At 43.7% G+C, this 15,929-nt stretch carries 11 protein-coding genes; 1 reads left to right on the forward strand and 10 read right to left on the reverse strand.

Features of this window, described 5'->3' with window-relative positions; genetic code table 11:
* On the forward strand, positions 1–1,045 hold a 1,045-nt coding region (locus VC188_RS05225; RefSeq protein WP_323483253.1), incomplete at its 5' end, for a thioesterase domain-containing protein.
* A gap of 11 nt (positions 1,046–1,056) precedes the next feature.
* Here the strand turns inward: VC188_RS05225 and VC188_RS05230 are convergent.
* The 10 genes from VC188_RS05230 to VC188_RS05275 all read right to left on the reverse strand — a co-directional run bounded on the left by VC188_RS05230 (position 1,057) and on the right by VC188_RS05275 (position 15,921).
* Positions 1,057–2,220 (reverse strand): hypothetical protein, encoded by a 1,164-nt coding sequence (locus VC188_RS05230; RefSeq protein ID WP_323483254.1) that lies wholly within the window; start codon positions 2,218–2,220, stop codon positions 1,057–1,059.
* Positions 2,221–2,260: 40 nt separating this feature from the next.
* Positions 2,261–2,884 (reverse strand): 4'-phosphopantetheinyl transferase family protein, encoded by a 624-nt coding sequence (locus VC188_RS05235; protein WP_323483255.1) that lies wholly within the window; start codon positions 2,882–2,884, stop codon positions 2,261–2,263.
* A gap of 40 nt (positions 2,885–2,924) precedes the next feature.
* Positions 2,925–3,116: an MbtH family protein gene (locus VC188_RS05240; RefSeq protein ID WP_323483256.1), complete on the reverse strand. Its 192-nt coding sequence runs from the start codon at positions 3,114–3,116 to the stop codon at positions 2,925–2,927.
* Positions 3,117–3,926: 810 nt separating this feature from the next.
* Positions 3,927–4,088, reverse strand: a complete 162-nt coding sequence (locus tag VC188_RS05245) for a hypothetical protein (RefSeq protein WP_323483257.1) — start codon at positions 4,086–4,088, stop codon at positions 3,927–3,929.
* 263 nt (positions 4,089–4,351) lie between these two features.
* Positions 4,352–7,747, reverse strand: coding sequence for a tyrosine-type recombinase/integrase (locus tag VC188_RS05250; protein ID WP_323483258.1), 3,396 nt, complete (start codon positions 7,745–7,747; stop codon positions 4,352–4,354).
* Between the two features lie 2 nt (positions 7,748–7,749).
* Positions 7,750–10,539: a hypothetical protein gene (locus VC188_RS05255; RefSeq protein WP_323483259.1), complete on the reverse strand. Its 2,790-nt coding sequence runs from the start codon at positions 10,537–10,539 to the stop codon at positions 7,750–7,752.
* Positions 10,532–11,080 carry a hypothetical protein gene (locus VC188_RS05260; RefSeq protein WP_323483260.1) on the reverse strand — a complete coding sequence of 183 codons (549 nt, stop codon included), beginning with the start codon at positions 11,078–11,080 and terminating at the stop codon, positions 10,532–10,534. Before VC188_RS05260 ends, VC188_RS05255 begins: the two co-directional genes overlap by 8 nt.
* A 219-nt stretch (positions 11,081–11,299) precedes the next feature.
* Positions 11,300–13,333 (reverse strand): RelA/SpoT family protein, encoded by a 2,034-nt coding sequence (locus VC188_RS05265; protein ID WP_323483261.1) that lies wholly within the window; start codon positions 13,331–13,333, stop codon positions 11,300–11,302.
* 27 nt (positions 13,334–13,360) lie between these two features.
* Positions 13,361–15,235, reverse strand: a complete 1,875-nt coding sequence (locus tag VC188_RS05270) for an alpha/beta fold hydrolase (RefSeq protein ID WP_323483262.1) — start codon at positions 15,233–15,235, stop codon at positions 13,361–13,363.
* A gap of 35 nt (positions 15,236–15,270) precedes the next feature.
* Entirely contained in the window at positions 15,271–15,921 is a 651-nt protein-coding gene (locus VC188_RS05275) for a CoA transferase subunit B (RefSeq protein ID WP_323483263.1), read from the reverse strand.
* Positions 15,922–15,929: the final 8 nt, after the last annotated feature.

Here is a 15,929-nt window from a genome sequence, read left to right on the forward strand (position 1 = left end):
TGATCTAGCCCCCGCCAATATAAAGGCACCCCGTACCCCTGAGGAGGCTGTTCTTTGCGAGTTATTTGCAGAGGTTCTTGGACTAGAAAAAGTTGGTATAGAAGATAACTTTTTTGAGCTGGGCGGACACTCTTTATTGGCGATGAAGCTAATTAGCCGAATCCGCTCCAAACTTGGAGTTGAGCTACCTATCCGCAGCTTGTTTGAAGCGCCGACCATCGAAAACCTCAGCGGGCACCTTAGCAGCGAGAAACAAAGGACACGGAACTCATTTGGAACAGTAATACCACTTCGAGTAAATGGGGGGAATTTACCAATTTTTTGCTTCCACCCAATCATAGGTTTAAGCTGGGACTATTACAAGATATTAAAATATATTCCTCCAGATTGGCCGCTATATGGACTTCAAGCACGCGGCTTGAATAGAAATGAAAAACGCCACACTGATGTAGATGAAATGGTTGATGAATACATAAACCATATTAAGCAGGTTCAGCCATGTGGGCCCTACAAATTACTTGGATGGTCTATGGGTGGCGTTATTGCTCATGAAGTCGGATGTAGACTGCAACAAGATGGGCATGCAATTGATATGCTAGCCATTCTTGATGGATATCCCTCTATTGATAAATCAACACGAATTACTGATGATAGCTGGGAGTTGTTACTAGGCATCATAGGGGAGCTTGGATACACTAAAAACGATTTAGCAAGAGAGTCAATTAAAGATGCATATGAAATAATAAAGCGGGAGCAGCACGCCTTGGCATCGCTCAATTATTCTGAATTTAAACGAATGCTTTCAATAAGTAAAAATAATGCAAAGCTACTAAATACACATATCCCCTCAGTCTTTAATGGGGAGATAGAGCTTTTTGTGGCTATAAATTATTCGGGAAAAGATAAAAGCGTAGATTGGAATCAATTTGTCAAAGGAAAAGTAGATGTGACTAAAATTCAATGTACTCATTCGGGTATGATGAATGATGTCCCACTAAAAGAAATTACAAGAAGACTATTGAAGAAATTAAGGGGTGCGAGTTAGATATTCCATAATTAAGAATGTTTTATTTTATAAGCCTCCTCTGAAATTATTGCAATTTTTGCCAATGTTTCGGATATGTGGAAGCTATTGAACACTCCAATTGATAGCTTTCCATCGGCTAAATCTGCATCCGAGAACCCCCAAAATCTTGTAGTCTCAACAATATCAACAGATTGAGAATTGATAAAAACTTCTGCGCCCTTAATTTTATGGAGCGGATTTCCTCTTGAAACCCCAATATGTAGCTTTACATTGAGGTGCGCAAAAAAATCACAGCTAACCCTAAGCGCCAATTGTTGAGAATGACTCAAAGAAAGCCAATTTTGGGGGTCGCCTAACCAATTCAAAAAAAGCTGAAGTACATGAGCTTGCACGTGTCCAATTCCCGCATAATCGACAATTATCAATGGAGAGGTATTATCAAAATTAATTTCTGAAAGCAAATCAGCGATGAGTCCAATTAAAACATCCAGATGATCTGGATTGGAAATCAATAAATTAAAACTTTGGGATAGCCTATCGCCGAATATAAACTCGGAACTATCTAAGGAATATTTATGAGCTCCGACCTCTAAAATTGCCGTAGCAATTGCATCATCCATATCTTGATATAGTTTGATTGAATTTTTAAAAAAATTATTAGCCTCACGAGAATTACGATTCAATTTGGTCATTTTTTCAACTAAGCCTTCGCCCCTTAGTAAATCTTCAATAGATGAACTCTCTTCAGCCGGGGAAGTTAAAAACTTTACACCCAAATCAATAAGTTCCACCCTAGTGGCTAGATGCTTTCGTGAGATTGGATAAGTTGAAAATGGAATAGCGCCTTCAGACAATATATGAAATGTAGGCGCCAAATATTCAAAACCATCTTCACCTAAAAATATCACACGATGTCCAGAGCTCTTGTGCAATAGGTTGACTAAAAAATCAAGCAAACCTCCAAACTGTATAACTCCTTTGCGATACATCCCTGGGGTAAAAGAATACTTAACCAAGTCTTGGGGACTAAAGTGGTGTACATACCTTCTTCCCAGCTTTATCTGAATAGAGGTTTTAAGTTGAAATAATTTTTCGTCTGACAAATCATAAAAGATTTTTGACAGCTCAAATAACCCGTGAATAGACCTAGACTTCAAAAAAAGATCAATGGAATCTAAAAATTCAGGTGTCAACTGCTCTGTTTGAGTCTGATGAATACCCCCCACTTAGAAATCAGCCCTCCCTAATATAGGCAAAAGCGATAATATGGCTGCCTATTAAATAATCAAAATTAACGACTCTCCCATATGAGACGGTAGCATTTTTTTTATTTAAATCTATGCTAATTTCCTGAGGCTCCAAGAATATTCCATCCAATGGATTTAATGCCTTATAAACTGCTTCCTTTATCACAAAAAAAAGAAGGCTATAAAGCGGATCAGAAGAAATTATAGGCTCATCTCCGGGCGCCGAGATCAAGGAGGAGTACTCGGGAGGTAATGGTTTTGATCGCTCTATATCTACACCAATACCTTTCATCCGAGTCCTGCTAGCCAAAGCCACTATTGCATACTCATCGTCATGCGCAATGGACCCAACAAACCCATAGGGCCAACTTGGCGCACCAGAGGACAATCTAGGGATTGCAAGCCTATTCAACCCGAACAACTGTAGCAGATCTCTTGCCAAATCACGGCCCGCACCGCTAGATTGGCGGGCACGCAATAGAAATTTATGCGGATTAATAAATTCATCTGGCAGCAATTTTTTTTCATCGCCACTGGTAATGGCCCTATATAAAACCTTTACATCAGGTAAAAAAATTTGCTCCAACATTACTGAAAATTTAGCATCCATACTAAAGTGGAATCACGCTTTTACAGTAGCTATTTTGAACTCATAAAGTTTTTGGCCTCATATCAACCCACGTAGTTTCAATAAAATCTAAACAATTTTTCCTGGTTTCGGATCGCAGTGAAACCTCCCACCCCAGCGGGACATCTAGTGAAGATGGCCAAATTGAATGTTCGCCAATTTCATTAATCAATACATGATATGTGCCATCATCATCTTCGAATAGATTTGCCATAATGCACTCTTGTTGGTTAAAAATTAAAATAAAATCCCGAGAAAGCGAACAGAAATAAAAGTCGTATCAAGATAAGGGGTCAAAGGTAATATTATTACTAATTTTAGCAAACTCGCTTCTTTTAGTCTGGAACCCCTTAAAGTGCTTTCCGAATGTAAATCAATATAGCCAGCAATGCCAAAGAACTATATGCATTTGAAATAAGATTGATTGGCTAAATACAACCCTGTTATTACCCTGTTAACTGCCGGTGATTTAAAGCTTATAGGTGTTATGTGAATTACTTCCAGCAATTGACTATTCTCAACTAAATTTTAGGTATATGGAAAATAGCCAAAAATCCTCTTGCTTAATTCAAAATTTATGTATAAATTAGCAAAAGGTTAAGCTACGACTTGAGTCCGCCGACAATTATTCAGATATTCCATTTTTCTTCTAAGGAGCTGGCTATGTACAAGTATCAATTATGGGTAAGATTGCCTAATGGACTTACTACGACTAATACTATTATCTACGCTGATAATGATTATGCTGCCAAACAATTAGGCGAGGCTCAGTATGGCGTTGGCAATGTTCTCAACTACACCCGGATCGAAAATTAGTATTTACTTTTTAATTTTGCTCCATGTTCAGATTTTCTCCTTGTTTAATGGTGATACCAAGAGAGCTTTGCATAAAAAGTGCTAGGCGAAGGTTGAAGATGGAAAGCATCGTAGACTAGCTAAAATGTTCTAGATTAGTTTTTTTATTGTGCAAATGACCATCATGATTTTACTTAACTGAAAAACATTAATCGTAAAATTTACTTATTTAGTCTTCGAAAACCTTTACTGCGCGTAGATTTTGTCCATACTGAGATTGAGCTATCGCTAACGCATCTGAATATTGCTCGGCAGGAATGGGTATTTTATAGACACCCCCATTTGACGGGTTATAAATATAAGCCCAATAAGTGTGAATATCTGCAGTCATGTACACTCCCCTAAATTTTCATGGTCAACTAGTTAAGCGCTAATAATAAAACAGGTCTAATTAATACATGTTAGATTAACTTTATTTAAATAAAGCCTTAAATCAACTGACTTTCTAGAAACTCTAGCTTCCGTTGTTAATTATTTTTGCCATCCAGCAACAATTAATTTAAGAAGATGGATATGCAAAAGAAATAAATAGATTTTGATGGGCTCTTAAAATTATTAATCCATTTGCCTCTCCTTAAAGCCTAAATACTATACTCAATCTAGAAAGCTACACTGAACCAAGGCCAGTAGAGTTAATGTCGCCCTCACCCCATACATTGCAGCAATTCCTTCATATTGCTGGATACCCCTCTTCTTAGAAATTTGAGTTAAATCGAGATCCACTCGAATCCTCCCCCTCGTGCTATCGAAGACTTTTGGCTCTGACTCTTTAATCCCACTTATCTCAAGCTGATCTTCCCAATATTGACGCTGGCGCTTAGCGGATGGGAAATCCTTACCAATCGATGGGGTATGAGTGATATCAATTGCGCTGCCAACTTTTAACTCCTGCAAAAACCAAAGCCAGCGCTTAGCCTTTGGCAACGAATCAGTCTCAATAGAAAGATGGGTTCCCGCAACCCAAAGCTCTAGGAAATCACTCAATAACTCATGGACACGCTTTTGACAGGCTAGCTTTTTGCCAAGCTCTGGCTTTTCGCCTTGATAGACCTTTTTCAGTAATTCACAAGTTGCCATTGCAATACTTTTTTGCTCAGGTTTGGAAACCAAATCGGCAACTAGCCTCTCGGCTCTAGGCCTTGCTAGTGGCACCCCTCTTGAGCGCAATACCCCACGCGGAAGACTTTGTAGCTTCTGGATCCATAAATTCAAATCCTCCAACCGATAGCCATAACGCTCTGACGCCAGCTTTAACGGGTACAAAGCAGAATCTTCATTCTCAGGTAATGGCACAGTTTTTGCATATTCAATGAAATTCAAAATCTCTAATACCTGTAAAGTTTTTGCCGTTATTTCTTTTGGTGGAATTACAGCCGATGACTTTGTAAATTTCACTGTCGACTTCTTTTTGACTGGAGCGATATTTTTTCCCTCCAGCAACATTCGATCGCAAATGGAATCCAAATAAACGCCCGACCTAATCTGAGGGGGCGTAGCAACCGATAGTTTTCTCTCGATTTCGTATAGATATGAAGTCGAGTAACCACTTAGAAGCCCTAAAGTAGCAATATCCAATTGGGGCGTCAGTCTATAAGCCATACGCCCTAAAATAAAATCCGCTAGGTGGATGTATGAGCCCATCGTAATATCAAGTCCCGCATGACCCATCAAGCTACTGATCTGAAGCATCGATCTCGTATTGGTTGGAGCTGATCCTAGCAATGATTGGCGCACGGATGCAGAAATCATTAATCTTCTGGAATCATGCTCTGTTGGCAAGAACCATTGCGGCAAAAAAACGCCTTTACCCTGCTCGCCTAACCAGAACATCACCGCAAGCCAGTTGGCAAAACTATGTCTTAGATGATGAAACCGTAGCCCTTCATCATCATTTAAATGCTTAAGCGCTTTAGTGAGACGCTCTAAATTGGGGTCTCTGTCATTGACCTTGCCGTTTTTAACAAATAGGTTAAACAAGGGCTCAGCCCCCGTAATCGCCTTCAGCGGATCATGGGTATCGGGATTCTGAGCTTTATCGCTTGCCCTGATTTGATTGCGGCGAAGCACCCATAAATTGCGCACTGCAATTAATGCATGTGCAGGCATTAAAGCAAAAGCCGGCAAAAGTCGATTAGCAGAGCGTGACTTAAGTTCACGCAATCCATTTTTACAAATTTCAATCCAAAATTCAGGCGGGGTCTCCTGTGTAATGGAGACACCTTCAATAAAGTCGATATCTTGGATTTGCAAACCCAAGACCTCCGATCGTCGCAAACCACAGAAAAAACCCAAACTCAGAGCAACCTGAAGTTGCTGGACTAGAGCATTCACTTTTGGATTCTTGCCTTCTAGACCCCCATAGAGCTTTTTAATTTCTTGCTCAAGGTGGTTGGAAATTTGAAGACAAGAATCCAAACTAATTAGATTAGTATCTACGGCACTATTACCACGACCACTTACTCGAAAAATATCATGGTCACTTAATGGCAATACGCCATGCTTGGATTCCAGATACTGATGTAGCGATTTAAGAGCCCGACCCACAATACGGCGAACACCGTTAGAAGGTGTGTCCTCTAGAGCAACTTGATAGACTTCGAGATAGGCTTCCTCATCACCTAACTTCGTTAAATCCAAACGTCCCAGCTGCCCCACTAAGCGTCCGGCAATACAGTTCACCATTTGATAACTAGTGCGCGGTCTTTTAACCCTTCGTCCAGGACCCTTCGCCAAAAGATGCTCCGCTGCCCATAACCCTAGGATGCGTACACTCGGTAGTAGCTCACCCTCATTGGCGGCCAACCAGACCTTTACCCTTTTTTGAGACTCATCTAGTTTCGAATTTAATATGCCACCCAAGTCTCGCAACTGCGAGGGAAGCATTTCATCTTGCTCGATCGGAGAGTTACCCTGCTCATGCTCACCATCATCACCCGCCTCTTGCTCCTCATCGTCTGCATCATCTACTAAAGAAACGGGGCCTGCCAAGGCGGGCATCTCCCTACTGGTGAGGCTACTTAAATACTTGGTAGGAGGATGAATCAATCGGTCCCAAACATGCTCGGGTAGCGAGGCACTCACAAGGCGATCGCTTGCATATTGAACCAACCAAGGAGGCATATGCAAATGAAGCCGTGCCCTTACCCCATCCAAAAGGGCTTTAACTCCACCGGGCAACTTATCTGAAAACTCATGGTGTTGTGCATAGGCGCTAATCAAGCCATAAACATTTTGTCCATCAGAAACCCGTTTGAGTTCTGGCATCACTAGTTTTTGCTGATTGATAGAACTAACTAAGATTAAACGGGTTGCCGGGTCAATAAACCAGCGCCGTAATACGGGATGCTTGGGAGGGTTTTTCCCTTTAACGGGATATAAAGAAACCCAGCGTAGCTGCGGATCATGCTTCCCCTCCACGAGAGATTTAAGAAGTTCCATCAGGAAAACACTATCCACCAATGCACCATTTAACATGGCTGAAAGTAGTACTTGACCCCACCAAGCCTGCGAACTTACGGTACACCGAGTCTCTTTTAAAGATTGATTGAAAGCTTCAAGCAAAGGGCTAATCTTTCCCCTCTTTTTCATATTTTCATGAGTAAAAGGGGATGGCGGCATAGGAGGTAGCGGTGCCGGCACATAGGGAATAGGAATATCAAAACGACCCAGAGTATTGCCAGCCTCAATTACCTCTAAAAATCGACGCCGCACTTTAAATCCTGAGCCAGTTTTTGCGGAGTGCTTCACCTCCAAAAGAATTGCCCTGATAGCAGACTTGTCTAATTTGAGAGTCTCAGGTTTGCACTTGAGAATTTGAGTATTTTTTTGCTGAACCTGATACAAGATTTTGAGCGTGTCCACGCTTAGATCGCTTAAATTTATCGACTGCTCGGCATGAGCTTTGTCTGATAATTTGGGATATGACTTCTCCAAATGTGACCAGCCCACCCAAATATCGGGATCTAAATCAGAGATCTGGACTCGTGCCATAATTAAAAATCGATCACCTGAAAATCAATGCCCTCTTTGCCCAATAATTTTTCAAATGGACTTTTGAGCGCCTCTCGTAGATGGTAAGGATCCATCGCCGAATCAGGCCCCCAAGGAGATTCCCCGAGTTGCCAGTGGCCCATCACCGTTTTAATCACCGTTGCAAAACTTTTCTGCTTCTCATTAAACAAAGTTGTTGCTAAAAAATGGCGCCCATTATTAGGGATCGGCCAAGAACCCAACTTCAGGGAATCCAATAGCGCTTGCAATCTTCTGCCCGAGAATTCCTTGGGTTGCCATATGCCGCCCACTTCTTCAAAAAGAAAGAGTGAGCTTTGCAATGACAGCGCAAATGACTTAGTGCCGTAGATGCGGATGTCGCGATTTTTCGTCGCAGGGACTTTGAGCTCTGGACTGGTTTGATAGGAAAGGGTTACCCATAATCTTTTGAGGTGATTCAAATAGGCGCTTACACAAGCACGTACATCGTCAGGAATCCACACAAGGCGCGCATGCGAACCGTTTTCCCGATCTTTCTCCTCCATATGCAAGAAGCCTGTTTCCTGATCAATTAGACCTAAATCCAAAATGGGAGTATTGGCATTACGAAAGGCCGTAACAATACTCAGAGTAATGCCTGTATAGGCCGCTACTAGGTTGTGATATTGATGCGGATCTTGTTGATCATGACCGATAATCTGAATACGCAGCATTTCTAAGAGTGTTTTAATGCCCTCCGTTTTAGGAGCCCAATCATTGCCCGTGAGACTATTTGGAATCTGCGCAGTATTCTTCGATAAAGAAAAGAGAGGGTTTACTAGTGAGCCCTCTTTTAGTAATTTTTGATCATCAGGCGTGGTAACTTGAATTTGCTTCCAGAGATTGCGCATAATCTTGCAGTAATATTCATCCAAAACTGCCCTATCAAGCGCGGCGTAATGAGACTGGACCTCAGACTGAGGGCTGCTTCTACCAAAGAGAGCGCAATTTCTAAGTAACTCCCCCTCCTCCAGCCCTTCAAACCAGCTTGGCAAGAGCTCCCCAATACTCTCAACCCCGACCCAGCCTTCATCAACCCCCGCTCCAATTAGGGCGGGGGCTATCTGCGCAATAAAAACCTTTTTATAGGCAGCCTCAGTTTGGGTGAACCATTTCTTGTTACGAGTTTTGGGAAGTAATTGGCCCACCGACCATATGTCCGAAAAGGCAATTCGGGGAGATACCGCAACAGAGTCGCTAAAAATGATGCGGGCATTCTTATTTCTATCGGGCACTGGGTATGGTCGAAGCCAAACACGATACTGATCTGAATAAGCAATCTTCCATTCAGATGGCAACTCTTCAATAGAGGTGAAACAATGCAGTGAGGTCGCTTCTTTAAGGCTATGGCCAGTAAATAAAGCTACTGCGCAAAGTTTGACGGTCTCATTAAGCAGGGCTTTGGCTTGGTCACCAGCATCCATCAAGCTTTGACTGTAAAGATCTTGCAAGACGCCTATGACCCTGACAAAGAGCGGGACTCTGGCACGATCCAATCGGTTACGAAAAGATTGTGCCCTCATGATTTCCATTCGATACCTAGCTCTAGCTGCAGCGTAAAGGGTATTTAATGGAGGCAGCTCTCGTGGGCCGCCATCGGTGGAGGCTGGGTCTAAAAAATCGTCAGGCTCAAAAAAGATTTCTTCTGCCTCGAGATACTCACCGGGATGAGCGCCCTCCTCAAATAGAGTCGCTACCGTATCTACTTCTGGACCAATCCATTCGATATGGGGCCGAGTATTACTCTTGCGCTTTGATGCGATAGTGGGAAAACCTTGGGCAATCCAAAATAAATGGTGATCCTCATAAATCCTTGAATCCGTCAGTTTTTTTTGGGGAATCTTTTTTCTATCACCAGGAAGAGAAAAGGTATCAACTAATTTTTTTGCAAATTCACTGGGATGCCTCAATACATACCCAAAATTGACCACATCGGCAAACCCAGCAAACTCCTGACGGAATAATTCCTCAGGATTTGCGTGAATATCCGAGAACGCCTGATGCATCGCATTGGGCTTGTTATAGGCAAAACAATGCGTGCTTAGGCGCTCCAGTAAAAAACCATGCTCAATAGAATGAATTTTGCGTAATAAGCGCCCGGAGTCCCGCAAGCGAGCATAGAGGTCGCTACCGTAAAAATACTTTGACTGCGTTTCTTCATGGGAGCGGCGCAGCCTCATATAGGAGCTTAGATACAAGCCTTGCAAGCCTCGATAGACCTGATCACGCACCGTATAAATAGCCTCAGTGGGAGGTGTACCTGATCGATACCAAAGAGTCATCCACACGGGATGCTCCTCCTCAATCCCCCAAAATGGCGGGCCAATCGATTTCAAAACCCGCTTCTTATTCGACGCCCCACCACCCTCAGCTTCTGAGCCCCATCTTCTTTCAACCTTGCTTAAAAGGTATATCTTTTGGAGCCCAGGGGATTGACGCTCTGCTTGAACAATCTCAATCCACCGTCCTAAATCATGAAAAATCTCATCTAGATCATGGGTGTAAATTGGCCCTTGACCCAAACCCCACTGTTTTGCACAAGTCAGAATTTCGGGCAAATTATCTAGGTTCAGCCAAAGACCGGCCAAAGATTTGGGAATATCGAGATACCTTTCGGCCAGCTGGTGCAAAGCCTCAAAACCATCATATTTTGCAAAGGCAGACAGAAATTGAGCTCGATTGTCTTCATCCCTAGCAGGGGATTTACGGGGCCCCCTCCCCTCGAGACTCTGGGATGACTCTACGTTATCCACCAGCCCCAGACTCCCCAACATTTAATGCCTTAGCTGAGCCCAGCACCTCTTCTATTTTTTTATCAGGATCTTGAAAGGCTAAATCTATTAAGTTTGACCAATTTTTAGGCAAGTTAAGGGTTGGGCCCATTTTGGCCAATTCATCCTTGGGAAAGGATCTAACCCTCTCACGAAGCTCTTTAGGTCTGTATCCAGCGAAAAACAATGGGATTAATAGATCTTGAGTCAATTCAACCAATTTTGAGGTTTTGGCATCGTCAACAAGCCAAACTGGGATCTTCGTCTTCAGACCCAAAATTGCTTTTGCCAGCAGAAGTTGGGGTTTTCCACAAATCACTTGATATTTCGCCCTTCCCCCGTTAGCTAGGGATTCGGCCGAGGACTCCTCAAGTAAGACAATGGGGTGCATGACAAGCAAGGTCTCAAGGGCTTCAGAATTTAGGGATTGAGCTAACTGCTGTAGAAACGCTTGATTCTCAGAAAAATCTGATTCAAGCTCGATTTGCTGGATCGTAAGAGAAATTTGCTTGATTTTCGTCATGAGACCAATTTGGGTGGTGTTCCCTTTTTAGCACACTATTTACCGAAAATATACTATGGTCTTTAACTATTATATTTATGTTTTTGTCAGTTTTAAAACGTCTTAATATGTATAAAACCTTATTTTAAAGCATTTAAACGCTATTTTTTAAATATGAGCTCGACTATGTCAAGGTGGTGCAACCAGCTGAGCTACGAGCCTATACAGCCATAGAGTTTATCACCGGCGGCGCACTTGGGTGACCCCTTTGACCTCTTCTAGGCAGTTTTGCACGACTCGCAACACTTCAGAATCCCTCACCTCAAGCGTTAAAAGGATCCGGGCAAGACCTTTTTTGGCTGATTTACGCAAATCGATCACATGCACGCCCTGTCTAGTCAGAATTTCAAAGAGCTCCCGCATTAACTCCGGGCGATCTAAGCCGGTCACCACCAAATCAGCTGGAAAGACGCGTTTTTGCTCTTGATTGACCACAGGATCTGCAGCAGAAGCAGTCCAAGCTGTTTGAATGACGCGCTCAGGCGCCCTCTCCAGCAAACCTCTAAAGGTTTTGCATGAGCGACGGTGAATCGAAACACCTCTACCTTGGGTCACAAATCCCGCAATAGCGTCCGGTGGAACGGGTCGGCAGCAGCGCGCCAACTGTGTGAGCAATGAATCCACGCCAACGACCAAAACATCGCCACCTTGCCCTGCTTTATGAGTGCTGTTGCGCAAAACGATTTCAGGTGTTGTGGATGAGGTCTTTAATTCAGAGATAACCTCAGCTTTACCCTCTACAGCTTTTCCAGATTGCCCAGCCTCTTCATCATCAAGTGCATTAAACCAAGCGCGAACTCGTTGACGTGCTCTTTGTGATCGCACATAGTGCTTATCAGGGCTAATCCAATCGCGTGATGGGCCACCGTGTTTGACGGCAATGATTTCAATGGTTTGTCCATTCTTCAATGCCGTCTCGAGCGGCACCATTGCGCCATCTACTCGTGCACCCCGGCAACGATGACCAAGATTAGTGTGAACCGCATAAGCAAAATCAATTGGTGTTGAGCCCTTCTCCAAAGAAATCACTTTCCCTAAAGGCGTAAGAACATAAATATGGTCGTCAATCTCATGGTGCTTAAGCTGCTCCCAAGCGTCCTCTTTCCAAGAAATAAGCTGGCGAGCCCAAGCGATTTGCCTTTCATAAGCAACCTCTGCGCTATGTGTTCCTTGCTGGTGAGTAACGCTTGGCTTATTTGTTTTGGCAGAATTTGGGGGCGTAGCCATACCCGCATAAGCACCCTCCTTGTAGCGCCAATGCGCAGCTAAACCATATTCAGCCTGCTGATGCATTTCTTGTGTGCGCACCTGAATCTCAAATGCGGTGCCATCATCATTCATGACTACCGTATGCAGGGATTGATACCCGTTAGGCTTAGGTCGCGCAATGTAATCATCAAATTCTCTAGGCACCGGCTGCCAGACGTTATGTATGATGCCTAATACAGCGTAACAAGATTTGACATCAGCGACCAATACCCGAAATGCTCTGACGTCATAAAGATTGGCGAAGTCTAATGATTTGCCTTCCATCTTTTTCCAGATGCTGTAAATATGTTTTGGTCTTCCAAGTACTTCGCCCTCAATCTGCGCAGACTTTAATTCTTGCTGTAGTTGCAAGACGATTTGGTCGATGAATGATTGGCGCTCAATGCGTTTAGCATCCAGCATCTTGGCAATATCTCGATAAGTCTGCGGTGAGAGCGCTCTAAATGCTAAGTCCTCCATCTCCCACTTCATTTGCCAAATACCCAATCGATTAGCTAATGAGGCATCGATACTCAGAATCTCTTGAGCCCAGGCTGCAGGCATCTCAATCTTCTCTTGCGTAATCCAGCGTAAAGTCTGCAGGCGGGAGGCGAGATAAATCAGAACTACCCGCAAATCATCGCCAAATGCCAAAAGCATTTTGCGCAACATTTCTTCTTGCCCAGTAACACTTAATCCACTATCATCACGGACCAACTTTGCTTGGGCTTGTCGTAAGCCGCGATATCCAATTAGTAGTTTTGCAGGCTCTTCGCCAATAAGTTTTATGAGTGCTTCTTTGCCATGGGTGCGAGCAATATTGCTGGCAGCAGTTAATGTCGCCTCATCCAGATTAAGAGACTGCAATACTTGTAATGCGCCGGCCGCATGCAATTGGGCTGGCTCACCATACCAGGCATCTACGAATATTGACTCTTTTGTCGAATTGCTGGAGACATTTGCCATTGGCAATAAGGGGTAATTAAGAACGAATTAACTGAAGAATTCTTTTGCCAAAGCAATCTGCTCAGATTTCACGAACGCGGGTGCATGTCCCACATTGGGAATTTCAATACTGCGCGCATAAGGATTGACTTTACACATCTGGGCAACAGTAGCAGCGGAAAGCAAGTCAGAGTTACCGCCTCGCACGATCAACATCGGAATATGAATTTGCTTAAAGGCATGCCACATCGCCATCTCACCTGCTTTAGCCATGATGGGGTTTACTGATGCAAACGGCACTGAGATATCTGGGTCGTAATGCATGATCCATTGACCATCTTTCTGAATCAGCATAGGGCCGTTATAAATTTCCCACTCTTCAGGAGTGTGCTCGCCAAAAGTGGCGCAAATCTCATTTAAGCGTTGAAGCGCTTCGGAGCGGTCTGAAAAAGTAAATGGCTGACCAACGTATGAGCCTAGGCGTTTAATTGCCTCTGGCTCAATCTTGGGGCCCACATCATTGATGATCATTCTCCGTATGGGTGAGTTTGGCATTGCGGCATACACCATGCCAATCAAGCCACCCATGGAAGTTCCCAGCCAATCTACTTGTGTAACACCTAACTTCTTTACCAGCGTAGCAATATCAGCAACGTACTGTGGCACGGCATACGACATTGGATTAATTAAGCGATCAGACTCACCCCTACCAACTACATCCGGACAAACTACGTAATGGTCTTTGTACATTGCCTGTGCAAGAGTCTTAAAGTCGCTGCCCCTTCTTGTTAGGCCGTGAACACAAAGCAATACTTTATTTCCAGGATTCCCCCAAGCGTGATAAGCCATGCGGTGTTTTTCATCACCGCTTGAGCATTCCACAAAGAAAGTATCCCCATCATGAAATACATTTGCTGCTTGAGCTTCATTATGAATTTCATGGTCTGCATGATCATGCTGATGATCGTGATCATCACCGACCTCTTCTGGTTGCAAGGTCACATGATCAATGCTGTGCTTATCCAAAAGCATCGTATTGATTCTGACCATAATTTCTGGCCACTTCTGCATCTCAGCGATTTCAATATGACCAATCAAGGCTGGGAAGCTAGGGGTCATTTCCCACACATGCAAATCATGCACCGCGAGTACGCCTGGAATATTTCTTAAATCAGTACCAACTTGTAGGTAGTCAATATGAAGAGGTACACCCTCCATCAGGAAGTGATAAGACTCATGCAGAATCGAGATGGTGGACTTCAGAATAAGCAGCGATACCAAAATAGAGAGAATCGCATCGATTGGCATCCAACCGGTAAGCTGAATAACAACACCAGCAATCAATGCCGCAACCGAACCCAATAGATCACCCATGACATGAACTAGTGCCGCACGGGTATTCACGCTTTGCTTATCGCGAGACAAAACCCATGCCACGACGATGTTCATCAGAAGACCGATTGCAGCAACAACCGTAACAGTCAAGCCATCTACTTTATGGGGATTAGCAAAACGACTGACAGCCTCAATGACGATCCATAAAACCAATGCTAGCATCGCAATACTATTAACAAACGCCGCTAGAGCTTCAGCACGCCCAAAACCAAATGAATGCTTCGGAGATGGTGGGCGACGAGAAATAATCTGCGCAAGTAGCGCCAAACCCAAAGCGGCAGCATCAGTCACCATGTGACCCGCATCAGAAATCAACGCCAATGAATTAGCGAAATAAGCAGCGGCGCCCTCAACCCCTGAAAAGCCTAAGGTTAGTACTAAGGCAATTAGCAGGAGGCTTTGATTGGAAACTTGCTTGCTATGGGTATGCTGCGCATCGCCCTTTTTATGGGCATGCAAGGAAGGATCTGCCCCAGATTGATTCTGGGGTTTAGATGGCTTCGAATGGGAATGATGGGAGCCCGACATGTTGAACCCATTATTCCATTAATTGATGCCGCTGATTAGAAACCTGTTGTATCAACAGGGGCTCCTGTTTTAGCAATAACCTCTTCTTTGGTCACGCCTGGAGCTAATTCAGTTAACTTCAAACCCTTGGGGGTGATGTCCAGCACACAAAGATCAGTAATGATCTGGCTAATAACGCCCACACCTGTCAAGGGCAATGTGCACTTCGGCAAAATTTTGAGCTCTTCTGTGCCATCTTTTTTCTTGGCAACGTGCTCCATCAATACCACCACATGCTTTACGCCGGCAACCAAATCCATTGCACCGCCCATGCCCTTGACCATTTTTCCTGGAATCATCCAGTTAGCCAAGTCACCATGTTCGCTCACCTCCATTGCACCTAAGATCGCGATATTAATTTTTCCACCACGAATCATTCCGAATGAATCAGCGGAAGAAAAGATCGATGAGCCAGGCAAAGTCGTAATGGTTTGCTTACCAGCATTGATTAGGTCGGCGTCAATGGTTTCTTCTGTTGGAAACGGTCCGATACCCAACAAACCATTTTCAGACTGAAGCCATACTTCCATATCTTTAGGTACATGGTTTGCCACCAAAGTAGGCATACCAATGCCCAAGTTCACGTAGTAACCGTCTTTTAATTCTTTAGCAGCGCGTGCTGCCATTTCATCTCTAGTCCAAGGCATTTCGATCT

Source organism: Polynucleobacter sp. MG-28-Ekke-A2, from assembly GCF_035012985.1.
GTDB lineage: Bacteria > Pseudomonadota > Gammaproteobacteria > Burkholderiales > Burkholderiaceae > Polynucleobacter.